The following is a 24,028-nucleotide window of genomic DNA, read 5'->3' on the forward strand; positions in this document are numbered from 1 at the left end:
ACCGATTACTCCGCTGCAATTGATTTGGGCTTGGGTTTCGCGCCGTGTTCGTATTCCTCAAGGAAATCAAGAACCTCTTGGCGGTAGGCGTAGTAATCTGGATGTTCCAACAGCGCCTTGCGGGTACGCGGACGGGGCAATTTGACGTCGGTGATTTTGCCGATTGTGGCCTGCGGCCCGTTGGTCATCATCACCACGCGATCCGCCAGCAAGATTGCTTCGTCGACGTCATGGGTGACGCAGATCGCGGTCACTTTGGTGCGCGACCAGACCTCCATCAGGACTTCTTGCAACTCCCAACGGGTCAGACTGTCGAGCATCCCGAAGGGTTCATCCAGCAGCAACAACTTTGGTGACAATGCAAAAGCACGCGCGATTCCAACACGTTGCTTCATACCGTTTGACAGGGATGCGGCCCCTTTGTTCATGCTGTCGGCCAGACCCACCCGTTCGAGGTAATATTCAACAACATCCTGTCGTTCCGCTTGGGAGGCGCGCGGGTAAACCTTGTCCACACCGATTGCGACGTTTTCCCTTGCGGTTAACCATGGAAACAGATTGGGCGATTGAAAGACGACGGCACGTTCCGGGTCCGCGCCCTCGACATTCCAGCCATCGAGCCGGATCGCCCCTTTGGAAATCGGGTTGAGACCCGCAGCCATCGTCAGCACGGTGGATTTGCCGCAACCCGAATGCCCGATGAGCGAAATGAATTCTCCTTTGTTGATCTTGAGGTCGAAATTCTCAACCACCGTTAGCGGCCCCTTGGGCGTCGGATAGACTTTGTCCAATTGCGAGAAGTTCAGGAACCTCTCCTCTATTCCGCCGCTCTGCGCCTTGGCAACGGCGGCGGGCAAACCGTGGATGGGTGTCACATTGGGCAAGGCGCGCGTTTCTTCGACTTTGGACGCGATCCCGACATCCATCAGGTAGGTCGTCACCCGCGCGCGCAACGCCTTGAATAACGCATCGTTGTTCATCGCGATCCGATCACGCGGGCGGGGAATGTCGACTTTGAATTCATCGCCAAGCGTGCCGTCGGGGTTCAGCGCAATGATCCGGTCGGCCAGAATGATGGCTTCATCCACGTCATTTGTGATCAAAACGCAGGTCTTTTTGTCCTTGTCCCAGATCGCTTCAATCTCATCCGCCAGATTTGCGCGGGTCAGCGCATCAAGTGCAGACAGCGGCTCGTCCAGCAGCAACATCTCAGGATCCATCGCCAGCGCCCGCGCCACGTTGACCCGTTGGCGCATGCCGCCCGACAATTCCGCAGGGCGGCGCGTGGCAGCGTGGCTCAAGCCCACCATGCCAACATAATGATCGACCTTGGCCGCGCGCTCGGTCTTGGGCAGTTCCGGAAACATCGTATCCACCGCCAGCGCCACGTTGCCGTTCACCGTCAGCCACGGCATCAATGAATAGCTTTGGAAGATCACACCCCGTTCGCGCCCCGGCTCCATGATCGGCGCGCCCTTGAATGTGACCGACCCGGTGGTGGGGTGTTCAAGCCCGGCCATCAGGTTGATCAACGTCGTTTTTCCGGTTCCCGAAAACCCGAGGATGACAATGAATTCCCCCTCTGCCACATCAAGGTTGATGCCTTTGAGCACCGGTGTGTCGCCATAGTTCTTGGACACGTTTTTCAGTTGTAAAATGCCCATGCCGATCACCGATTGTTCGAGAATGTGAACATGGATTGAAGCGCATACATGACGCGGTCCAACAGGAACCCGATGATGCCGATGGTGAACACTGCGACCATGATACGGGCAAGCGATTGGGACGATCCGTTCTGGAATTCATCCCAGACGAATTTGCCAAGGCCAGGGTTTTGCGCCAACATTTCAGCCGCGATCAGAACCATCCAGCCCACACCCAGAGACAAACGCAGCCCCGTGAAGATCAGCGGCAGGGCCGACGGCAGCACCAGCTTGGTGATCTTGGTATATGTGTTCATTTTCAGCACGCGGGACACGCTGACGAGGTCTTTGTCGATGCTGCTGACACCGAGGGCTGTGTTGATCAGGGTGGGCCAGAGCGAGCACAGCGTAACCGTAATGGCGGACACGAGGAACGATTTTTCGAACCACCCGTCGTTGGTGGTGTAGACGGCAGACACGATCATGGTGACAATCGGCAACCAGGCCAGCGGGGATACCGGTTTGAAGATCTGGATCAGCGGGTTCAGCGCTGCGTTTGCGGTGACAGACAGCCCCGCCGCGATGCCCAGTGGAATGGCCACGATCGACGCGATCATGAAGCCGAAGAACACCGTTTTGATGGACGTCCAGATTTGATCGTAATAGGTCGGTTTACCGGTATAAATACGGTTGCGCACAGCGTCGGTATCCCCGTTTGCGATCGCTTCTGCATTGCGCGCATCCTGGCGTTCGTAAAACGCAGCTTCGCGCTCGGCTGCACGGATCGCGTCCTGGCGCAACTCACCCACCTGCTCCCAGACCTGCATGGGTCCCGGCACGGCACCAAGGGATGTCTGCACAGTTGGCGCAAGGGTGGCCCACATGGACACAAAGACCGCAATCGCAAGCAGGGGCACACCCAGCAGGCGCCAGATTTCGCGCACCTGCGCACGCGGATTATCCCCCGCCGCGGCTTTCAAGATGGGCGTTACCCAAGACAGGCCAAGCACGCCAAACCAAGTGTCGGCTTTGTTGATCAGGGCAAAGCGGTGTGCGCGGCGGGCTTCTGCGTCAAGGGTGGTGGGTTCAATGGCGGTCATATCGGGTGTCCAACTGCTGCTTTTGAAAAAGGGGGCGGTGCCCGCCGCGCGGCGACGCTGGGCGGGCTGCTTTGACTTAGCCTTGGATTTCGCCGTCCAGAACGGTCTGGCCGGACTTCAGTCCAATCGGCAGGCTGTCGATGTAGGCGTTTGGTGCGCGACCATCATAGGGAATGCCGTCGATGATATCGCTGGCAGGCGTCGGGTCATTGAAACCGTCGGTGTCCCATGGGAAATCGGCCTCATTCGCCATGCCCTCATCAACCAGCAGACGCGCGGCCTCAAGGTAGATGTCAGGGCGGTAGACGTTGGCGGCGGTTTCAAAATACCACGTGTCCGACATGGTGTCCGGGATTTGGCCCCAGCGGCGCATCTGTGTCAGATACCAGATCGCATCCGAATAGTACGGATAGGTCGCGTTATAGCGAAAGAAGACGTTGAAGTCTGGTGCGGGGCGCACGTCGCCTTTTTCGAATTCGAAAAAGCCCGTCATGGAATTGGCGATGACTTCGGCATCCGCCCCGACGTATTCAGGTCGCGACAGCATCTCGACCGCTTCTTCGCGGTTGGCGTTGTCGTTTTCATCCAGCCAGATCGCCGCGCGGATCAAAGCCTTGGTCAGAGCGATTGTGGTGTTGGGGTAGTCGGCGGCAAATTCAGCGGTGATGCCGAAAACCTTTTCGGGGTTGTTCTTCCACATGTCGTAATCGGTGATCACTGGAACGCCAATGCCCTTGAACACAGCCTGCTGGTTCCATGGTTCACCGACCGCGTAGCCAAAGATCGTGCCCGCTTCCATCGTGGATGGCATTTGTGGCGGCGGTGTTACGGACAACAGAACATCCGCGCCGATCTGACCTGAAATGTCCTGCGCGCTGTAAAACCCGGGCTCAAGCCCGCCCGCAGCCAACCAGTAGCGGATTTCATAGTTGTGCGTGGACACAGGGAACACCATGCCCATGTTGAAGGGCTCACCACGGTCGAGGTATTCCTCGACCACGGGCGCCAATGCGCTCGCACTGATGGGATGTTGCGGACGCCCATCGTCCATCAAAGGCACGTTCGGGCGCATTTGCTCCCAAATCTCGTTGGAAACCGTGATCGCGTTACCATTCAAGTCCATTGAAAACGGCGTGATGATATGGGCTTCGGTGCCGTAGCCGATTGTTGCCGCCAAGGGCTGACCGGCCAGCATATGCGCGCCGTCCAACTCTCCGCTGATCACGCCATCGAGCAGAACTTTCCAGTTTGCTTGCGCCTCAAGGGTTACGAACAGACCCTCATCCTCAAAATACCCGAGCTCATATGCCACCGCGAGCGGGGCCATATCCGTCAGTTTGATAAATCCGAGTGTCAGATCTTCTATTTCAAGATCCAGGGATTGGGCCGACGCGGTGGAGGCCAGAATACTGGACGTTGCCAGCAAGATCGCAGATGTCTTTTTCATTGAGTGTTCCTTTTCAAAACCCGGAAGGGAAAACAAAAAAGCCGCACGTAGAGATCACGGGGGGAGGACCGTGGTCTATACGAGCGGCTTTGCTCTTGGGAGGTGCGCGACCGGCATCGGTCAGCGCCTGTTCGTGGGCATCGTTGCCCCTTGTGGTTACGATGAACCAGCGCATGCGACGCGCGCAATCTTTTTGCTGCGCCGCCGCATGAATTTTTACTGCAATGCAAAGTTCGCTCAGTATTTAGGCGTTTCGTCTAGGAGAAATCGTAGGTTCTGCCGTCAAAAAAGGCATCAGGAGAAAGAATCATATGGCCACGGCTGGATGCGACTGCCGTTTCAAAGTGCAGTGCGCCCTCTTCTTTTTCCGATGCACCGGGCATGTCGGCACCGATGCTCGCAAGGTTCTGACGATAAAGGTCTGCGCGAAAACATGCCTTGGCTTTTTCTATCCCCACCGCATCCGCCCCAAGCTGAGATGCGATCCATGCGGCCTGGCTGCGCCAGGGAAACGTCGCCGCATGTTTATGAAACTGCAAAAAACGGCCCACGGGTGTGGGAGCGGTATTTCGTTTGGTGACGATGTCACCGGAAAGCGCGGGATCAATTAAATCCGGCGACATGCTCAGATGTTCGCTGCGGGCTAGTATTTCGACTGCCAAGGGTGTGTTCTTTTTCGCATCAAGCCAGGCAGATGCCTTATAGACAGCGCGCATCAGTTGCGCGGCGGCATCGCGATGTGCCTCGACCCAATCGTGACGCGCGGCGAGAACCTTTTCAGGGGCGAACTGCCAGACATCCTTGCCCGTCATCATCAGCTGAGCCACGTCTTGCCCGACCGCGACGCTCCCCCAGGGTTCACCCACCCAGAAGGCATCAACGAACCCGTCAGCAACGGCATCGGCCATTCGTGGCGGCGGCACCGTGATTTCTTCGATCTGCAAGTCAGGTGCGCTGGATGTCCAAAGCGACAACAACAAGCGATGCATGGAATAGTGAAAGGGTACGCCGACACGCAGAGCGGTGCCCTTTCGAAAACTTAACGCTGACAAAAGCGCCTTGGCATCGCCAAACTGCACAGCGCCGATGTCTAAAGCGACATCGTTTGAAACGCCAAACACGGTGCCGTTCACGGACAAGACCATCAGGGTATCGACCCGCGCCGGCAATCCCCCAAGCCCGATGGACATCGCCACGGGCATCGGCGACAGCATTTGCGCGGCGTCCAGATGCCCAAGGGCCAACATATCACGCAGCGCAGACCACGACGGCTGGCGCACGAGGTTCAGCGCCAACCCTTCCTCGCCCGCAAAGCCAAGCTCTTTCGCAATGACCAGCGGGGCGCAGTCCACCAAGGGTACGTAGCCGCAATTCAAAACGGTGTGGCTCACGACAACAGCTCCGCCGCGGTGACAAGCGCATGGGCGACATCAATGACTTTGCGGTTCTGGCTCATCGCGGTTTTGCGCAGCAAGTTGTATGCGTCGTCTTCCGAAAAACCGCGCTGGCGCATCAAAATCCCTTTGGCGCGGTCAATTGTTTTGCGGTCCTCCAGTGCCTGTTTGGCGGCGTCCAGTTCGGACTGCATCTGGCGCATGATCTTGAACCGGGCAATTGCCGTTTCCAGAACCGACTTGATCCTCTCCATCTTGAGACCATCGACCACATAGGCGCTTACCCCCGCGCTCAGCGCCGCTTGCGTCAGGATGTCATCCGTTTCGTCGACGAACAACGCAACGGCGCGTTTGGATGTCTCCGTCGCATGGGAGATATGTTCAAGCGTGTCACGATCCGGGTTAGCGAGGTCGATGAGCACGATATCGGGTGCAAATTCCCTGACTGTCCGGTCGAGCGCCGACATATGCCCCAGCGCCTTGACGTCCGACCAGCCTGCATCCTTCAAGGCGTCAAAAATCGCCCGCACTCTTTCGGGGTCAGGCTCAACGACAAGAATGCGCAGATCTTGGTTCATGCCACCGTAAGATGTCCCTGCATGTCCGGGGTCAACGCCAATCTCGAAGAACGCCGCCGTCGCAAGGGTCTGCCAGCACGTAAAAGAAGCATGCAGGCAAGGATGCTCATTTTTTTCGCAGTCTGAAACTTCTGGCCCCAATGTGTTTGGGACACGCAGTGGATCATCTCAACCGAAAGCCCGAAACGCCACCGCGAATGCGTTTCAGAAGTGCAAAGCGCATGTCCACCTTGGTTCGGAGCGTCGTCGAGACTTTGCAATGTTTGGTTTTGGGAGTGTCGCGGGCGGGTTGAGCGGGCGTCTTCGTGGCGGATCTTGTGCGCGCGGCACGGCGCCTTTGGAATCGCCATCACAAGCTCACGGCACGATCGTGCGGGAATAAGCGGTTATTCTGTCTCAAGCCGAAAAAGTGGCCCCGTCGTATTCAATCTGTCCGATTTCGCGCGCACCAAGCTTTTTGAGCGCACCAAGGTTCTTTCGCGAAGGTGGCAAAAGGAACGTCACGAAGGGGATGCGCGTGTCTGCAATGGCGTAATCGATGGCTCTTTTCAAAATCCGCCTCCCAAGGCCGAACGCATCCGGGCGCAAGACCAGCCCGAAATCCCACTCCGGTCCTTCCTTCTGGAATCCGCCCCAGCCGACATATCGCCCATTGGCCAGAAACGCCCAGTGCCCCAGCCCGTCGCGCGCCCAGCAGGCTTCCTTCATGGCAACGAACTTGGTTGCCATTGCAGCGTCCCAGCCCGAGGTCAGCAGCGGCATGTGTTCCCCCACCCGTGGGTCGGACATGTGCTCTGCGATTTCGGCTGGTGCGATCTGCGACAACCGAACAAAGGCGATTTCAGTTCTCAAGACGGTGTCCCCCGCTGTCGATGCGTGGATTCGCATACCCCGTAATGCAGGTATTCGCGCCCGTACAGCGCAACGGTTCCAGCGTTGGGTCGGTCATGGTGTCGGCGCATCGCGCATGCCTGCGCCGTGGCGAATGATCGTGAACCCTTCATCCGCCGCGGGTTCCGAGAAGTAGCTCGTGACGTCATGGAACAACGCGTCGCTCACCACGAAGGGATGGCTTCCATCGATGTTGCGCGCGCGCAGCCTCGCGAGGCACACCTCGTCGGAGATATCGAGAATGTGCAGCCTGTGCGTGACACCCGTGGCCTCGATGATCTCTTTGAACCAGCGACGCTGGCCGGGCGTATTTGCCGGGAAATCGAGCACGACCGACACGCCCGCCCGAAGGAGTGCCGCGACGTGCGGTTTCATGGCGGCCCTGATCCTGCGTGCGCATCGGACGTAGTCCTCACGGGTCTGCAGTTCGTCACTGAACAGGGCGTCAAGCCACGCGTCCTCGGTGATGAGAACCGTGTCAGGCTCTGCGCTCAGCCGGGTTGCCAGCGTCGACTTTCCCGAGGCGATCTTGCCGCAAAGAATATGCAATGTGGGACGCGCGTTGTGCATCAATCTCGTCTCCTCCAACCCATACCTTCAGCACCATGACCCCTCGGTGTCCCGGACCGCGACAACGCTCAGACGAAGCCGCCTATCCATTGGCTCAGTCGCTCCCCGAACCCCGTAAATTCCGCCAGCAGGACGAGGGTCGGCACCGGCGCGACGGCGACCGCCACGCAGGCCAGAAACGCCGGGAAGGTGAAAGTCCGACTGTACCCGACCGCCATCGCAATACCGCCCCCGCCGCCAATCATGGTATTGGCCGGCATGTTGATCAACAGGGCGAGCGCAAGCCAGCGAAAGCGCAACAGCCCGTTACTCCACGGGCGATCCCGCAGGTCTTCGACCAGTGACGTGATTGCATCCAAAGTCGCAGTCCCCCTACGATAATATGCCGGGTTTCGAAATCGGGATGCAAGCCGCCCGATCGCGAAGGCAATCAATAGGGCGAGGACCGTTGCGACATAGACGGGCCACGCCATGGCAGCGCCGAACACGACCAGCAGCGCAAGGCCGATTTCCGCACCCGGCATGAAGGGCATGGCGAGCAGGATCATGTAGAGCAACAGCAACGTCCAGACCCCGCTGCGCGATGTGGATATCTGATCCGGCAGCGTCGAAAGCATCGGCGAAACGTCCAACCTTGCCACTGCAATCGCAGTCACCGCGACAATCAGGACAAGGACGCCCATGGGCCAGCGCCTGCGCGGGCGGAGGCCCAAGCGCACATCGCGGGCTTTTGGCGCGTGCAGAGAATTTGTCATGGCCGTGCCGGCATTGCTTGATCGTCGGGCCACCGCCATGTGATCCAGGAAATCGCCGCGAGGGCGCAAAACGCGACGCCGAAATGGAGAGTATCGTCCAAGTCGGTGGGCGGCGCCATCACGGCTGAGCCCGCGGTGAAGATCACCCCGAATGCGCTCACCGGCCGCAGCCAGCGCCGCTCCAGCAGCAGCGAGAGCAGGACCATGGAGATGATCACAAGCGCAAAAAACCCGCCCATCAGCATCAGTTCGTCTGTGATCGGGGTGCCGTTGTAATGGCCCGTCAGCAGCATCTCGAGATGAGACTTCAGCAAAAACTGGTGGATGTCACGAAAGATGATGTTCAGCAGGATGAACAGCCAGAGCGCGGATAGGAGAGTGTGTGGGTCGAGCTTTCGCATTTTGAGTTCTTCTTCTTTTGAGTTTTTTGATGTTTGACTTGAGGTCACGACCCGCCGGAGATCGCAGCAGGTCGCCCGGGCATCGCGCGGATGCCGCGGATAAGGAGTTCCGCGACTGCAAGGTTGATGACCCACGCCCCAACCATCAGAAGGTCGCGGGCGAAACCGAACGGCTCGGTCTTCGTCAAGGCCATGGCGATCAGGAACAGCGCGGTCTGGGTCGAGGCCCCTTGGCCGATCGCATAGGCGCGCAAGACTGCAGCGCGGTGTGCGGCAGGCATGCGCGCCCGGATCGCCACGATGGCCCAAAAGATGAAGGCGATCATCGCGAGGCTGAATGTCACGCGCACGCCATAAAGCAGTGGTCCCTGCAGGGACTCCGGAAACGCGTAGGACACGGTCATCCAGAGACCGGTGAGCGCACTGAGGCATCCTGCTGCCGCAACCACCCGCCCAAGCATCCTGTGCAGGGCGGGTCGAGCCTGCCTCAGGCTCGGCAGTAACTGAACGGCCCCCGCAAGACAGAATATCGAACTGGCGAGGATATGCAGGGCAATCGGCAGGGGATCGATCACCGCACGGGGGTTCGGCGGGATGATCGCAGCACCGCCGACAAGCTCCGGAATGCGGAGCAGGCCGATGACTGCCGGAAGGAAAGAGTAGAGGAACACGAGGGCGAGGAAGGCGCATTCGCGACGGCTGATCAAATGCATGCTTCGGCCTTTCAAAAGAGCGGTTCGGGCTGCGTCAGGCGGGTTTGCGCGCGACGATGATCGGGCTCATGCGTTTCGTGCCAAGATGGATCTTTCGCTCGACCGTAAAGCCTGCGTCCTTTAGAAACCGGACAAGCTCCGCCTCGCTCAAAGGCGTCACCGGCGGCGCGAAACGCAGTGCAGTCAGCGTCGGGATCAGCGCGCGGATCGGCCACGCTGCTGCCTTGGTGCATACTGTCTTGGACAGGAAGAGACCGCCCGGCTTCAGCTGCGTATTGACGGCCGCCAGTACGTCCGGCAGGTCCTCGACAAGGTGCAGCAGACTGAAGGCGCAAACCGCGTCGAAGGGCGCCCCGGCAATCTGATCGCCCGCATCCGCATGATGAAAGCTGACATTCGCCGGCGCCCCGGGGCCAAGCTTCGCATCGGCGATCCCGATCATGGCGCGCGCACCGTCGGTCGCGGTGTAGTGCATGACACTGGGGGCGAGCCGCAGCGCAGTTGTCCCCGTTCCGCAGCCGATTTCGAGCACGCGGTCACTGGGCCGTAGCAGGGATGCGGCAAGCGCGAGCTTCTCTTCATAGGCGTCGGGATCATCCACAGGTTTGCGGGCATATTTGGGCGCAATGCGGTCCCAGAAAAGTTGAGTTTCCATTGGTCGTTCCATCAAAGCCTTGTTTGCAGGCACCGGGTAGAACATGCCGAAGCAGTCAGCGCGTCACATCCCGGTGTTATGAACGGTATCGCCATGCATCCGCGATTGGTCGATTGCCGATTTCTGTCCATCTGCTATACGCTGATATATGAACTGGCAGGCCATCTCATTCGACTGGAACCAGGTGCGCGCCTTCCTCGCGACGGTCCAAGAGGGCTCGTTCAGTGGCGCAGCGCGCGTGCTGAAGACGACGCAGCCGACGGTCGGACGGCAGATCGGCGGTCTGGAGAAGGCGCTTGGCGTGACGCTGGTTGAGCGCAGCGTCCGTGGCCTTACCTTGACGGAGGCAGGGCGCGATCTGCTGGAACACATGCGCACCATGGGCGAGGCCGCAACGCTCATCTCGATGGTGGCCGACGGCAAATCACAGGACGTGAGCGGAGAGGTCACGGTCACGGGAACGGACCTGTTGTCAGCAGCAATCCTGCCGCGCGTGCTCAAGCCGTTGCGACAGACAGCACCGGGCATCCGTGTCCGCATCCTAGCGTCGAGCGAAATGCAGAATCTGACGCAACGCGAGGCCGACATCGCGATACGCCACGTCCGGCCAGACCAGCCGGACCTCATCGCGCGCCATCTTGGGGACTTCCGCGCCAACCTCTACGCCGCATCGGACTATCTCGACAGGGTGGGCCGCCCGCATACACCGCGCGATGTGGCCACGCTCGATTTCGTAGGCAACGCCGATCCCGAACGCCTGATGGCCCCGCTGCATAACATGGGCGTACCCATCCGCCCCGAGAGCTTCGTCATGTCGAGCGCAAACGGGGTTGTTGCATGGGAACTGGTGAAGGCGGGCTACGGCGTTTCCATGCAGCCCGAAGCCCTTGGTGACGCCGACCCCGGCATAGAGAGGGTTCTACCGGACTTCCCTTCGCTTGAATTCCCGATGTGGCTCGTCACGCACCGGGAGTTGCAGACCAGCCGCCGCATAAGGGTGGTCTTTGACCTGCTGGCGCGGGGCTTGTCCGAGCGCGTGCGCCGTGGGAACCGTTTCGCTTGACAAAAGTGGTACGGCCCATCTAAACGGCGCGCAGGCAACAGACGCCTGCCGCCCGCCGACATCCTGTCACGGTGAAGTTCTGTAGCAGACACGATCTTCGTCATCCTCGGCACCTGTCGCGCGGATGGTAATGCGGGCCCCGTCCAATCCTTGCGCGACCTGAGCCAGAAGGAACACCGGGTCATGTCGTCCCATATGAACTCATTTCTCACCGGGCCGATCAGCCCGATCTATGCGCGCACGGCGCCTCCCGTCATCTTCGTCATGGGCGTGACCGGCCTGCGCGCCAGGGTCGATGCGCTCTGTGCAGGGCATCTCGCGAAACGGCAGTCAATGGCCGCGATGAGTTTGCGCGCCCCACGCAGCAGCATGGGCTTCAATTGCGTCCTGATCTGCCTTCTCGACGTGGGCGCGGCGGGGTCGGTCGGTGCGTTGACTATCTGGCACGCCGTGCCTCTGGCCGAGGGTCTGCTCGTTGGGCTGACGGGGCTTGCGGTGGTGCAACGCGCACCTGCGCAGGCCCTGCGCGGCGGTCTTTTCACCACGGCTTGGGAGGGGCAGGCATGACACGCGACTTACCAACGATCACGCAGGCCAAACAGGAAGCGAAGCGCCTGCGCGCGCGCCTTTTCGAACAGGGCGTGGGGATCAGCCACGCGCAAGCGCTTGAGCGGGTTGCCCAGCGCCATGGCTTGCGCGACTGGAACGCGTTTCATGCCGTGTTGCGCGACCGCCCCCCGCAAGGCTGGAAGGTCGGCGGGCATGTGACCGGGCGCTACCTGTCGCAGCCCTTCGCCGCGACGGTGCTGAGCGCCGAACCGCTCCAGCCCGGGTGGTTCCGGCTGGTACTCGACCTCGACGAAGCGGTGGACGTCGTCCGCTTCGACAGTTTCTCGAACCTGCGTAAACGGATCCGGGTAGAGGTCGGCCCAAAAGGGCACTCGAAGGAGCGGACGTCCGACGGCACACCCCAGATCATGCTGGATCTTGACCACGCTGCTTGCGAAAGGACATCCAATGAACCATGACCTGATCTTTTCGCTCGCGGGAATGTTGGCGATGACCGGCTGGGCCGCGCTGCTTTTGTCACCGCTCATCCCGGTCTGGTCGGACCGGATCGCGGGCCTCGTACTGCCTGCGGTGCTGTCCATGGGTTATATTGTGATCCTGTTTATTTTTCCCGCCCCAAGCGGCGGTTTTGGCAGTTTTGCCGAGGTGAGGGAACTTTTCTCGCACGCCGACGCGCTGATGGCGGGATGGATCCATTTCCTTGCCTTCGACCTTGTGGTTGGCGCGTGGATCTGCCGGCAGGGGCGGCGCGATGGATTGCCCTTCTGGCTGGTGGCGCCGTGCCTGCCGGTTACATTTCTGTTCGGGCCGGCAGGCTTCCTGCTGTTCCAACTCATTCGGGCCGCTCACGGCATGTCCGGCGTGCGATCCGCATAAGACCTGTCGCCAGACCAGGACCGCCAGCGAGGCTCCATCGCTGGCAAGAGTCGTCCGCATGAACGGCCAAGCGATCATGAAGCCACCGCAAATGGGCACTGAGCAGGCGGCCCTTTGCGGGGTCGCCGCCCGCACGATGGGGTCGCGGTTGGGCACAAAGATCGCGCCTTGGCCCTTTGAAAGCCACGCACATACCCCGCCATCAGCCCCTTTTTATCGGGTCAACTTCGCGCGGAATGCTACGCCGGGCCGCAAACGGGTCGTGTCTGCACAGCAGTTGGTGGCGTGATGACACACGCGGGTAGTGGCGCGGATCAATGTACGGTTGTTTTGTGGCTGCGACGGCCCTGCGTTTTCCTGAAAAAATTGCCCGAGAACATCACAGAATTGAAGACGATCATCCAATCGCGGCCCCGGCCCCGCACCGAAAAAACAGGGGCGCAGGCTGTGACACATCAGAATGCTTATTCTGCGGCAGATCACGGTTTGACAAATGTGGTAAACTGGCCTTAAGGGCTTTGCGAAAAATATGCGTGCAGAACAAGTGGGGGACACAATCCATGGCTGATCCGGTATTTTTTCAGTTTTCTACAGCAACGGTTATCGCTCTCTTGGTGCTTTTTTACGGTGGCACCTTTTTCATGTCGACATTCGTGAACGAAAAGGACGAAAGCGTCGATGGTTTCATGGTGTCCAGCGGCAAGGTTGGCTTTGGCATATCCGCCGCAAGTATGACAGCCACTTGGATCTGGGCAGCGTCCTTTTATGGCGCGGCCATTTCGGGCTATAATTACGGGTTGTCGGGACCGATACACTACGGGTTCTGGGGGGCGTTGATGATCCTGTTCATCTACCCCTTTGGCCTGCGGTTTCGTGCATTGGCACCCAACGCCCATACCCTTGCCGAGATCATGCATGCCCGCCATGGCTCCGGCAGCCAGTTGATCCTTGCCATATCCAACCTCTTTGGCAGCGTGATCAGCCTGATGGTGAATTTCACGGCTGCAGGCGCGCTCGTATCCGTCTTGTCACCACTCTCCTTTCAGGCGGGCGTGTTGATTGCGGGGATCGGTGTGTTGTCCTACACGCTTTGGTCCGGTTTCCGGGCCTCGATCCTGACCGATTTTGCACAGGTGGTGGCGATGATGTCGATTGCCGTGATCATCATTCCCTGGGTCTATTTCAGCGCGGGCGGCAGCGAGGCATTGACCGCCGGCTTTGAAATCATCACCGAAGAACAGGCCGATTTCTTTTCGACCACCGCCATTCTTGAGCAAGGTGCGCCGTTCTTTGTGGCGGTCCTGGCCTATGCCATCGGCAATCAGACCATCGCGCAGCGCCTTTTCGCGGTGCGGCAGGACCTGATCAAACCCACTTTCATCACCGCGACACTGGGCTACGGCTCAATCGTGATCGGGCTGGGCATGCTGGGGTTGATGGCTCTGATGCTGGGCATCGCACCGCATGCAGGCGATGTGAATAACATCATTCCGCAAATGGCATCGGCCTATCTGCCGCCCATTATGATTGCGTTGTTTTTCATTCTTGTGATCGGCTCGCTGTCCTCGACGGCGGATTCCGACCTGTCGGCGCTGGCGGCGATCATGATGACGGATATCTACGGGCGCAACCTTTCCAAGGGCAACCCGAGCCCCCGCAAGATGCTCATGCTGGGCCGGTTGACAATGATTGTGGCGACCATGGCGGGTCTGATCCTGGCAAGCTTTTCGCTGGATATTCTGGTCATGCTGGTCTTTGTCGGCGCGCTCTGGGGGGCGATCGTGTTCCCGGTGATCGCCAGCTGCTACTGGACCCGCGTCACCAATCAGGCGTTTATCTGGGCGGTCGTGGGCGGTTTGGTCATGTTCACCGTCGTGCGGTTTGAAATGCTCACGCTTGGGGGTATCGTCGGTGGCTTCTTTGAACTCATCGCAGCCGTGGGCGGTGGTGTGGTACTGGGGCTGATGGCCTTCGGGTTTTTCGGCCGCATCGTCGGCTTTGCCGTCGCGGCCATCGGTGGCGTCGTCTGCGCTGTGTATTTCACCGGATTCCTGCGGGAATACACCGTTTTGCTGGGGTCGTTGACGGCTTATGGCGCCAGCACGATCATCTGCGTCGCGCTTAGCCTGATCGGCAAGGAAGAGTTCGATTTCAATGTGATCAACGACCGTGTCACCAGCTTTGACGATGATGCCGCATTGGCAGCCGTGCGCGCTGTGGATGAAAAACTATGACCGCCCGAAACCCTACTGCGAAAGGACCGCGCTTATGTTGACGCTGTATATTCTGATCTGGCCGCTCATTTCGGCCGTTGTGCTGGCAGTGATTGTCACCGCATTTCTGCGTGAGGTCAGACAGGCAAAGAAAGACGGCACCAAGATCGTTTAAGCGATCAGCCCGGATCTGAGGGTCCCGGCGTGCGCCATGAAGGTTTTGGCGGCCGACCCACCGGCCCCTCACACCGTCCGGCGAACGGCTTTGCGCATGAGACTCTGAGCTGCCAATCGGCTCTTACGGGCAGAAATAGAAATTTGCCCTTGCACTCCGCGCTTTCCTTACTAATTTTGTCAGTCATAGGATGTGAGAGCAAGCCACGCGCCAGACGCCAGTGCCAGCCATTGATGAAACCACTTTCGAGGGTGAAGCATGGCCGAGCAAAACACAGTCGATCCGGAAACCATCCGCGCTTTTCGCGAAGACTTGCCAAAACTAAGGGACAGGGACCTCGCCGATCGGCTTGGAATTTCCGAAGCACAACTGGTGGCGGCATTCTGTGGCATGGGCACGGTAAAGATCGACGCCCATCCGGATGTTGTCATGGGTCTGGCGCTGACGCTTGGCGAGGTGATGGCGCTTACCCGCAATACGGCCTGTGTCCATGAAAAGGTGGGGTTTTATGAAAACTACCACCCCGGCAATCATGCGGCGATGGTGTTGAGCCACGACATCGATCTGCGGATTTTCCCCTCCCACTGGCATCACGCATTCATGGTCGAAAAGGAGACGGACACCGGATTGCGCCGCAGCCTTCAGGTCTTTGATGCCGCCGGTGATGCCATTCACAAGGTATTCCTGCGTGAGGGATCCGATATGGCGGCATGGGACGCGGCCAAAGGTGATCTTGCCTTGCACAGTCAACCGCAAACCCTGCAACTGGCCCCGCGCCAACCCGCCGAAGCCGCCAAATCAGCCCCGGATAAAATCGACATCCTGCGCAAGGAATGGACGCGCATGACGGATACCCACCAGTTCATGCGCCTGACCTCCAAGCTCAAGATGAACCGTTTGGGGGCGTACCGGATCGCTGGTGATCCCTTCGTGCGCCGGCTTGACACCGGCGCGGTCGATGCGGCGCTACACACGGTGCAACAGACCGGAACGGATGTGATGATCTTTACCGGCAACCGTGGGTGTATTCAGATTCACACGGGGCCGATTGCGACGCTGAAACCGACGGGGCCTTGGCAGAATGTCATGGACCCGCGGTTCAACCTGCACCTGCGTCTGGATCACGTGGCCGAGGTCTGGGCCGTGGAAAAACCGACACAGCGCGGCATGGCCACATCCCTCGAAGCCTTCAACGCGGAAGGGATGCTGATCTTTCAAATCTTTGGTGTCGCGAAAGAAGGCAAGGACAGCCGCCCCGCGTGGCAGGAAATCGTGAAGGGCCTCGCAGACCTCAAGCAACGGAGCCCGGCATGAAAACGCCCTTTGCCCGGTGTTTTGCAATAAGCCTGGTTTTATGCGTGCTGTCTGTCGCGCGCGTTGCGCAGGCGTCGCAGGAGCCCCGCATTCTGGCCCTTGGCGGGTCGGTCACCGAAATCATCTATGCCCTTGGCGAAGAGGACCGGCTAATCGCGCGCGATGCCACTTCGACCTATCCATCGGCTGCGACTGCGCTGCCCGATGTGGGATACCTGCGCGCCCTGTCGCCCGAAGGCATATTATCCGTGAACCCCACGCTGATCATATCTGAAGAAGGCGCCGGACCGCCCGAAACCATCGACGTGCTGAACGAGGCGGCGATCACATTTGTAACGATTCCCGATGCGCATGACCGCGCCGGTATTCTGGCCAAGGTGGAGGCGGTCGGCGCAGCCCTTGGCGTGCCCGGCAAAGCCGCCGATCTGGCGCGTGAACTCGATACCGAATTGCAAAGGGCAGAAAAGCGCGCAAGGGGCATCACGCAGGATCCAAAGCGCGTGATGTTCATTCTCAGCACGCAGGGCGGGCGGATCATGGCCGCAGGCACCAACACAGCAGCGCAGTCCATCATAGAGATGAGCGGCGGGGTCAATGCCATCGACTGCTTTGAGGGTTACAAGCAGGTCACCGACGAGGCCGTGAGCGCTGCCGCCCCCGACGTGATCCTGATGATGGATCGTGGCGGCGGGCATGGGGCCAGCAACGACAAGCTGTTTGCCATGCCTGCCATCATGACAACACCGGCGGCGGAGGATCGTGCCGTGATAAGGATGGATGGGCTGTTCATTCTGGGGTTCGGGCCGCGCACGGCGGCGGCGGCGATGGAACTTAACGAATTGCTCTATGGTAGCTGACGCCACACCCCTGAACATCGCGCCGCGCGCCTTGCCCGTGGATCGCATTCGCCGCGCACGCCTCGGCCATCTGCTGCTGGGCGCGGGTCTGCTTGTCATCAGCGCCGCAAGCCTGACCGTCGGCGCAACCGACATCAGCCTTGGCAGCGCGCTGAGCAAACTTGCACAGGGCGAACCGCTGACCCGGCTGGAACAGGTCGTGCTGTGGGATATCCGATTGCCGCGCCTTGTGCTGGGTATCCTCGTAGGCGCGGCGCTGGCGGTGTCGGGCGCTGTGATGCAGGGGCTGTTTCGCAACCCACTGGCCGATCCGGGTCTTGTCGGGGTCGGGGCCGGGGCGGGTCTGGGCGCGATCTGCGCCATCGTTCTGGGCGGGCTGCTGCCTGTCACGCTGATCGACGGGCTGGGCAACCAGATGATCCCGGTGGCGGCTTTTCTGGGGGCTTGGGCGTCGACCATTCTGCTTTACCGTGTTTCGACGCGGCGGGGGCGCACATCCGTGGCCACCATGTTGCTGGCGGGAATCGCGCTGGCCGCGCTGACCGGTGCGCTGGCGGGTATTCTGATCTATATGGCGAACGATCAACAACTGCGGGACCTGACGTTCTGGGGGCTGGGATCGCTGGCCGGGGCAAGCTGGACAAAGGTCGCCGCCGCCGGCCCGATCATCTTGGCCGCAATCATCGCCGCGCCTTTTCTGGGCCGGGGCCTGAACGGGCTGGCCCTTGGCGAAGCGACCGCCGCGCATATCGGGCATTCGGTGCAGCGGCTGAAAAACGCAAGCATCCTGATGGTTGCCGCCGCCACGGGGGCTGCCGTGGCCGTGTCCGGCGGGATCGGGTTCATCGGCATCATCGTCCCGCACCTGTTGCGGCTGGCCACGGGGCCGGATCATCGCGCCTTGCTGATCAACTCGGCCTTGCTGGGGGCTATTCTGCTGGTGCTTGCGGATATGATCGCACGGGTCATCATCGCACCGGCGGAATTGCCGATCGGGATCATCACGGCAGTTCTGGGCGCGCCGGTCTTCTTGTGGATACTCCTGCGCCGCCGCGATCTGGTGGATATGTAGCATGTCGCTGGACGCCGCTGACATCACGGTCAAACTGGGGCGCACACCCATCCTCCACGGGATCGGGTTTTGTGCAAAACCGGGCGAAGTCAGCGCCATCGTCGGCCCGAACGGTTCCGGCAAAACCACGCTGTTGCGGGCCATAACGGGGGATCTGCCTTTCGACGGCACCGTTCGCCTGAACGGAAAAGACACAAGCCGCATGAAACCTTGGGAGTTGTCAGCGATCCGCGCCGTTTTGCCCCAAAGCGCGGTGCTTGCCTTTCCCTTTACCGTGGCCGAGGTCGTCAGGCTGGGCGTGCAGGCGGGCGTCTGTGCGCGCGACTGCGACGCGCCCATGGCCGCCCTGTCACAGGTGCGGCTGGCCCATTATGCGGATCGGTTTTATCACGAATTATCCGGCGGTGAGCAGCAACGCGTCCAACTGGCGCGGGTTCTGGCACAGGTCTGGCGGCCCGTCGTCGGCGGTGCGCCGCGCTGGCTGCTGCTGGATGAACCTGTGGCCAGCCTCGATATCGCCAATCAGCTTGAAGTGATGGAAATCACGCGCGCCTACGCAAGCGCTGGTGGCGGCGTCGTTGCCGTCATGCATGACCTCAATCTGACCGCGATGTTTGCAGACCATCTGGCCATATTGTCAGGCGGACAGTGCCTTGCAGCAGGCCCACCCGAACAGGTGATGACGGATGCCATTCTGTCACAGGCCTATGGCTGCGCGTTGCGCGTGAACACCCCGCCACCGCACAGCGCGACATATGTTCTGCCCCACGCCGCCAACCGCCTTTAGAAAACCGCCGCAGCCCTGATGCATCCGAATAGGAAGAAGAATGACCGTGACCCAGACGCAGAACAAAACGCATGAGAGAGAACGCACCGGGTATTTTGGTTTTGACAGGCAGGCGACCTAGATAACAGAAATGACAGGCAAACGCACCAGAATGGCAGCAATCCCCATTAGGACAGCCGATTGCGTTCCGCATCAGACACAGCGCGCATATGTGCATCACCAATACAGGATCAAAAAGGACATCACGTGTATATCGCAATGAACAGGTTTACCGTCACCAAAACGAATGCGGCGGCGTTTGAGGCCCTGTGGCTGGGCAGAGACAGCCACCTGAAATCCATGGAAGGCTTCGTCGAATTTCACATGTTGAAGGGGCCGGAGAATTCAGACGGTCATATCCTCTATGCCTCCCATACGGTCTGGGCATCCGAAGAGGCGTTTCGCGAATGGACACGATCTGATGCGTTCCGGCTGGCGCATAAGGATGCGGGGAAAACCGCAAAACTGCATGAGGGCTCTCCGCAGTTCGAAGGGTTTTCGGTGATTCAGCATTTGTGATCTTCGACAATAGTGTCCGGTGCGCCGAATTCTGCGCTCCGGGCTTGATTTTCTGCACAGTTAAATCTTTACAGAATTACTCAGGTAAATTATTAACGCTGCCAAAGCGTGCCCCACTCGGTGTTTCAGGCAGATCCCGCGCAAGGATTTGATACCGACCGAGGGGACTAACGTGCGCAAAGTATTCATGCTGACAACCGCCTTGACCGCGACCGGAGCCACGGCTCAGGAGGTAGCGCCGGTTGAGTTGCCGCCGATCACGCTGGAATCCGCCCTGCGTGATACAAGGGACATCCGCGACACACCCGTCGCCGCCTCCGTTCTTGAAGGCGAGGCGCTGGAGCAGCGACAGGCGGACACCTATGAAGAGCTGATCGGGGATATCCCCGGCGTTGTCATCGAAGGCGGCCCAAGGGGTATTTCACAGGAACCCAACATCCGGGGCTTTCAGGATGAACAGGTGGTGTTGCGGTTTGACGGCGGGCGCTTGAATTTTAATCAGGCCCATCGCGGTCGGTTTTTCTTTGATCCTGATATCGTGCAACGCGTCGAAGTCGTGCGCGGCGGTGGCTCGACCCTCTTTGGCTCAGGCGCTTTGGGCGGGGTCATTTCTGTTGAAACGCGCGATCCTTCGGACCTGCTGCGGCCAGGGCAAACAACCGGTGCGCGCGTCCGGTTGGGATATGCGTCGAACGGCGATATTTTCAGCGGCAGCACCACGGTTTATGGCGATTGGGGCAATTTGGATGCCTTGGCCTTTATCGGCACACGTCAGTTCGGATCTGACCTTGACGATGGCAACGGGCGCGACATCCGCAACTCGGAACTCGACGCGACCAACGGTCTTTTCAAACTCGGATTTGAACCCGCAGAGGACCAGCGTTTTGAGTTTACATGGTCGCACTATCGCGATGACGGAACAACGCCGCCCAATGCGAATGCCGCCTCAAGCGAGGATGACGTGGACCGCGATGCCGAAATCTCCACGGCTCGGCTGTCGTGGGATTTCAACCCGGAGGGTTCAAACCTGGTTGATCTGTCCGTCCTACTTTACGGCAATACGCTACGCATCGAAGAAGACCGCACCCGCGACGGGCGAGCGGATGTCACAGACTATGACACCTATGGGCTGGAAATCACCAACCGCTCTTCGTTTGACTGGGGCATTCCGGTGGCGTTGGTTTACGGCGCGGAGATCTACCGCGACGATCAGAACGGCACGCGCAATGGCACGGACCGTTTGCAGCTTCCCGACGCCACAGCAGAGACCACCGGCGTTTTTGCGGAAGCGTCCTTCGGCGTTTCGGATCAGCTTGACCTGATCGCCGGCCTGCGTTTTGACAGCTACAGCCGCGATGTGGACGACCCGACCCTTGCCGATGTGGATGAGGACTTCTTGTCCCCAAGGGTTGGTTTCAGCTATCGCCCGAATGACCGCTGGCAGATTTTCGGCAATGTCGCGCAAGCCTATCGCGCCCCGACGCTGACGGAGCTTTACAATGACGGCGTGCACTTCACGTCACCCGGATTTCCCATCGGAGGCGGCATCACGTTCAGCGGCGTGAACCAATTTGTCCCCAACCCGAACCTCGAAGAAGAGGAATCCATTCAATACGAGCTGGGCTTCCGGTTTGAGGACACGGGCGTGCGAACAAGTGGCGATACGCTGCGGTTTTCGGCGAATGCCTATTATGCTGAGGTGGACAATTTCATCGAGTCACGGGTCGAATTCATTGATTTTTCGACACTGGTGTTCGGGCCGGGCGGTGGTGTTGTCGGCGGGACAACAACGCAACGCAACGTGGACGCCCGATTGTGGGGTGTGGAGGCCGAACTCGATTATGACGCAGGGCTTTGGTTTGCGGGCGTCGGGCTGAGCATCCCGCGGGGCGAGACCGTGGGCGGGGATCGTCTGGGCTCAATTCCGCAGGAACGCATCACCGGCACGCTCGGCTGGCGTCCGAATCAGACCTGGACCGTCGGCGCGCGCGCCACCTACGCCGCCAGCGTGGATGACGGATCCGGCGGCAACGAACCTGCGGATTCATATGCATTGCTGGACCTGTTTGCCACGCTGACCCCAACGCGCGGGGCGTGGGATGGCACGGCGCTGCGCGTCGGCGTGGATAACCTGTTCGATGAACAATACACGATCTTTCCCAACGGCCTGTCCCAGCCCGGGCGTTCGTTCAAAGTATCCCTCACGCAGACGTTCTGCCCCTTTGTGACGCACCGTCCGTCTTTGCGGCGCCATCATTGGCCGCGATGTGCGCACGTGCAGGCGGGGCACACCCTGTCTGCGTGACACAGCCCTGCGCCTCGGCGGCTTTGTCCTGATCGCCACCGGCGCTATGTACCAAGTTTTGGCACAGAAGGTCGTGACCACAAATGTAAGGGGCTTGGAACAGATGCGCAGACAAAGACCAAACGGGGCAGTTTTGCGGGCCGTTGCCGTGGCTGTGCTTGCCCTGCTGATGCGTGCGCCGGAAGGCCATGCAGACACACAGACAGATGTGATCACCCTCAGCTTTGATCCCGAAAACGCGCGGGTATCCATCGCATTACCCGGCGCAGATGCGAACGATCTGGCACAGGCGCAACTGCCCGACTGGTTAGAGATCGCGTCTGACGCGGACGCGGATTCAAACACCATGGTCCTGCAAGGGGTCGTACCCGGCATCGACGCCACAAACCCCTTTTTCGGCGCAGGCGCGACAGGGGCCTATATGATCGGTGCGCTTGCGTGGTTGCCGGGCTACGCAGATGCCGTTGCGGACCGGATCACGATCAGAACCCCGGCGTCCCACCGGGGTGTCGTAACAGGCGACCTGATCTCCGAAAACATCACGGACGACATATATACGGCAACCTTTCAATTGGATGAAAGCTGGTCCGACGCGGATGTGTTCTTTGGCCCCTACGTCATCGAGGAACGCATGCTCCAGATGCCCTCGGGCGAGATCCGTTTGCGGACGTATTTCACGCCCGAGGATCAGGGCCTCGCGCAGGACTATCTGGCCGCTGCCGAACGCTATATCACACAGTATGCAGGGCGCATCGGTGCCTATCCGAATGCCGGGTTTGCGATTGTTTCCGCACCGATCCCGGTCGGTTACGCCTTTGACGGGCTTACCTATATCAGTGAGGACATCCTCAGCCACCCCTACATGCTGGGTCGCTCGCTCGCGCATGAAGTCTTGCATAACTGGTGGGGTTCGGGTGTGCGGGTCGATTACGACGCTGGGAATTGGGCCGAAGGGCTGACCACCTATCAGGCCGATTACGCGCTGGCCGCCGCGCACAGTGAGGCAAGCGCAAAGGCGATGCGGCGCGATTGGCTGGCCGCCTTGACCGCCCTGCCCGCAAACCGGGATCGCCCCTTGCGGGAGTTCAGATCGAGCGGCCATGACGGGAATCAGTCGGTGGGCTATGGCAAGAGCGCCATGGTCTTTCACAGTTTGCATGAAAGCATCGGGGCGGAAGTGTTCGACGCCGCATTGAAACGCTTCTGGCATGCGCACAATGGCGACGCGGCGGGGTGGTATGACCTGCAAGATGCCTTCGAAGCGGAAGCAGGCCGCAACATGGATGCTTTTTTCAGCCAATCACTGGACAGGAATGGCCTGCCCGAGATTACCCTTTCAGAAGCCGCCGTTACCGACACAGCCGATGGGTTTGAGGTCAGCTTTCAATTGCGCCAAGGTGATACCCCCTATGCGGTCAGACTTCCGGTCGTGCTGGAAACCGCGACGGGTCGCGAAGGGCACATGGTCACCTTTGACACGACCGTGGCAAAGTTCAATCTCGCCGTCAAAGACAGGCCCATAAGTCTGTCCATAGACCCGGGTTTTCACGCAATGCGGCAACTCTCCGAAGGTGAATTGCCCGCGACCCTTCAGGATGTTCTGCGCGCGGATGAGGTGACGCTGATCGCATCTGACGGCGCGCGGGATATCGCCGAGCAGGTGCTTGCACGATTGTTTCGCACCCCCGCCAGCATCTCGATCTCGGATGGGACCGTCTCGGAGACATCTGCAATCATAGCGGTTGGCACAGCGCAGCAGGTCGATGCCCTGCGGCAGCCACATTTTGAAGATGACGCGCCGGACATGGCCCAGTCAGGCGACAGCCGCGTCTGGGTCGAAGTGGATCGCCGCGCCCGGCCTTGGCTTTTCATCTCCGCACGTGATGTGCAAACCCTGCCCGACGCCCTGTCTGCACTGCGGTACTACGGCAGGCAAAGCTATCTTGTGATCAACAGCACGGGACAGCCTGATACCGGGCGGTGGACAGTCCAGAACAGCCCTTTGACGGTGCAGTTCAAAAAGGACTGATCACGCGGGACTTGCCGCCTCATCAATACCAAAGGTTAAGATTGTCAGGTATCGGTTTCATG

At 59.9% G+C, this 24,028-nt stretch carries 25 protein-coding genes; 13 read left to right on the forward strand and 12 right to left on the reverse strand.

What is annotated here, in order from left to right:
- Positions 1–5: 5 nt before the first annotated feature.
- The 11 genes from RD1_RS19075 to RD1_RS19125 all read right to left on the reverse strand — a co-directional run bounded on the left by RD1_RS19075 (position 6) and on the right by RD1_RS19125 (position 10,147).
- On the reverse strand, positions 6–1,664 hold the full coding sequence (locus RD1_RS19075; protein WP_011570218.1) for an ABC transporter ATP-binding protein: 1,659 nt from the start codon (positions 1,662–1,664) through the stop codon (positions 6–8).
- Between the two features lie 5 nt (positions 1,665–1,669).
- Entirely contained in the window at positions 1,670–2,743 is a 1,074-nt protein-coding gene (locus RD1_RS19080) for an ABC transporter permease (protein ID WP_011570219.1), read from the reverse strand.
- Between the two features lie 76 nt (positions 2,744–2,819).
- Complete coding sequence (locus RD1_RS19085; protein ID WP_011570220.1) at positions 2,820–4,190, reverse strand: CmpA/NrtA family ABC transporter substrate-binding protein; 1,371 nt, start codon at positions 4,188–4,190, stop codon at positions 2,820–2,822.
- A 257-nt stretch (positions 4,191–4,447) separates the two neighbouring features.
- The gene (locus tag RD1_RS19090) at positions 4,448–5,581 is read right to left on the reverse strand and encodes a CmpA/NrtA family ABC transporter substrate-binding protein (protein WP_011570221.1); all 1,134 of its coding nucleotides are present in this window, start codon (positions 5,579–5,581) and stop codon (positions 4,448–4,450) included.
- Positions 5,578–6,162 carry an ANTAR domain-containing response regulator gene (locus tag RD1_RS19095; RefSeq protein WP_011570222.1) on the reverse strand — a complete coding sequence of 195 codons (585 nt, stop codon included), beginning with the start codon at positions 6,160–6,162 and terminating at the stop codon, positions 5,578–5,580. The genes RD1_RS19090 and RD1_RS19095 overlap by 4 nt, the downstream gene beginning before the upstream one ends.
- A gap of 396 nt (positions 6,163–6,558) precedes the next feature.
- Complete coding sequence (locus tag RD1_RS19100) at positions 6,559–7,014, reverse strand: GNAT family N-acetyltransferase (RefSeq protein WP_044033547.1); 456 nt, start codon at positions 7,012–7,014, stop codon at positions 6,559–6,561.
- Positions 7,015–7,107: 93 nt separating this feature from the next.
- Positions 7,108–7,623: an AAA family ATPase gene (locus RD1_RS19105; RefSeq protein ID WP_011570224.1), complete on the reverse strand. Its 516-nt coding sequence runs from the start codon at positions 7,621–7,623 to the stop codon at positions 7,108–7,110.
- Between the two features lie 68 nt (positions 7,624–7,691).
- Positions 7,692–8,306 carry a hypothetical protein gene (locus tag RD1_RS20505; RefSeq protein ID WP_011570225.1) on the reverse strand — a complete coding sequence of 205 codons (615 nt, stop codon included), beginning with the start codon at positions 8,304–8,306 and terminating at the stop codon, positions 7,692–7,694.
- A gap of 68 nt (positions 8,307–8,374) precedes the next feature.
- Entirely contained in the window at positions 8,375–8,779 is a 405-nt protein-coding gene (locus RD1_RS19115; RefSeq protein ID WP_044033549.1) for a DUF6326 family protein, read from the reverse strand.
- Positions 8,780–8,823: 44 nt separating this feature from the next.
- Positions 8,824–9,492 (reverse strand): DUF2306 domain-containing protein, encoded by a 669-nt coding sequence (locus tag RD1_RS19120; protein ID WP_050759107.1) that lies wholly within the window; start codon positions 9,490–9,492, stop codon positions 8,824–8,826.
- Between the two features lie 34 nt (positions 9,493–9,526).
- Positions 9,527–10,147: a class I SAM-dependent methyltransferase gene (locus tag RD1_RS19125; RefSeq protein ID WP_105880367.1), complete on the reverse strand. Its 621-nt coding sequence runs from the start codon at positions 10,145–10,147 to the stop codon at positions 9,527–9,529.
- 148 nt (positions 10,148–10,295) lie between these two features.
- Between RD1_RS19125 and RD1_RS19130 the strand changes: the two genes are divergently transcribed.
- A complete protein-coding gene (locus RD1_RS19130) occupies positions 10,296–11,210 on the forward strand; it encodes a LysR family transcriptional regulator (RefSeq protein WP_011570229.1) in 915 nt (304 codons plus the stop codon).
- A gap of 66 nt (positions 11,211–11,276) precedes the next feature.
- Here the strand turns inward: RD1_RS19130 and RD1_RS21410 are convergent, their stop codons facing one another.
- Complete coding sequence (locus RD1_RS21410; RefSeq protein ID WP_281259755.1) at positions 11,277–11,405, reverse strand: hypothetical protein; 129 nt, start codon at positions 11,403–11,405, stop codon at positions 11,277–11,279.
- Here RD1_RS21410 and RD1_RS19135 point away from each other — a divergent pair.
- From RD1_RS19135 to RD1_RS19195, 12 genes are all read left to right on the forward strand, one after another.
- Positions 11,394–11,777 (forward strand): hypothetical protein, encoded by a 384-nt coding sequence (locus tag RD1_RS19135; protein WP_146120766.1) that lies wholly within the window; start codon positions 11,394–11,396, stop codon positions 11,775–11,777. The genes RD1_RS21410 and RD1_RS19135 overlap by 12 nt on opposite strands.
- Entirely contained in the window at positions 11,774–12,238 is a 465-nt protein-coding gene (locus tag RD1_RS19140; protein ID WP_011570232.1) for a glyoxalase superfamily protein, read from the forward strand. Before RD1_RS19135 ends, RD1_RS19140 begins: the two co-directional genes overlap by 4 nt.
- Positions 12,228–12,656, forward strand: a complete 429-nt coding sequence (locus RD1_RS19145; protein ID WP_044033277.1) for an ABA4-like family protein — start codon at positions 12,228–12,230, stop codon at positions 12,654–12,656. Before RD1_RS19140 ends, RD1_RS19145 begins: the two co-directional genes overlap by 11 nt.
- Before the next feature lie 560 nt (positions 12,657–13,216).
- Positions 13,217–14,890: a sodium:solute symporter family protein gene (locus RD1_RS19160; protein ID WP_044033280.1), complete on the forward strand. Its 1,674-nt coding sequence runs from the start codon at positions 13,217–13,219 to the stop codon at positions 14,888–14,890.
- Between the two features lie 34 nt (positions 14,891–14,924).
- Positions 14,925–15,044: a putative transporter small subunit gene (locus RD1_RS21225; protein ID WP_216290004.1), complete on the forward strand. Its 120-nt coding sequence runs from the start codon at positions 14,925–14,927 to the stop codon at positions 15,042–15,044.
- A 258-nt stretch (positions 15,045–15,302) separates the two neighbouring features.
- Complete coding sequence (locus RD1_RS19165) at positions 15,303–16,358, forward strand: hemin-degrading factor (protein ID WP_011570236.1); 1,056 nt, start codon at positions 15,303–15,305, stop codon at positions 16,356–16,358.
- Positions 16,355–17,215 (forward strand): heme/hemin ABC transporter substrate-binding protein, encoded by an 861-nt coding sequence (locus RD1_RS19170; protein WP_011570237.1) that lies wholly within the window; start codon positions 16,355–16,357, stop codon positions 17,213–17,215. Before RD1_RS19165 ends, RD1_RS19170 begins: the two co-directional genes overlap by 4 nt.
- Positions 17,205–18,287 carry a FecCD family ABC transporter permease gene (locus RD1_RS19175; protein WP_044033281.1) on the forward strand — a complete coding sequence of 361 codons (1,083 nt, stop codon included), beginning with the start codon at positions 17,205–17,207 and terminating at the stop codon, positions 18,285–18,287. Before RD1_RS19170 ends, RD1_RS19175 begins: the two co-directional genes overlap by 11 nt.
- 1 nt (position 18,288) lies before the next feature.
- Complete coding sequence (locus tag RD1_RS19180) at positions 18,289–19,074, forward strand: heme ABC transporter ATP-binding protein (RefSeq protein ID WP_011570239.1); 786 nt, start codon at positions 18,289–18,291, stop codon at positions 19,072–19,074.
- 246 nt (positions 19,075–19,320) lie between these two features.
- Positions 19,321–19,632, forward strand: a complete 312-nt coding sequence (locus RD1_RS19185) for an antibiotic biosynthesis monooxygenase family protein (protein ID WP_011570240.1) — start codon at positions 19,321–19,323, stop codon at positions 19,630–19,632.
- 172 nt (positions 19,633–19,804) lie between these two features.
- The gene (locus tag RD1_RS19190) at positions 19,805–21,937 is read left to right on the forward strand and encodes a TonB-dependent hemoglobin/transferrin/lactoferrin family receptor (protein WP_074958700.1); all 2,133 of its coding nucleotides are present in this window, start codon (positions 19,805–19,807) and stop codon (positions 21,935–21,937) included.
- A gap of 103 nt (positions 21,938–22,040) precedes the next feature.
- The gene (locus tag RD1_RS19195) at positions 22,041–23,966 is read left to right on the forward strand and encodes a M1 family aminopeptidase (protein WP_011570242.1); all 1,926 of its coding nucleotides are present in this window, start codon (positions 22,041–22,043) and stop codon (positions 23,964–23,966) included.
- The last annotated feature ends 62 nt before the right edge of the window (positions 23,967–24,028 follow it).

Source organism: Roseobacter denitrificans OCh 114 (genome assembly GCF_000014045.1).
Lineage (GTDB): Bacteria > Pseudomonadota > Alphaproteobacteria > Rhodobacterales > Rhodobacteraceae > Roseobacter > Roseobacter denitrificans.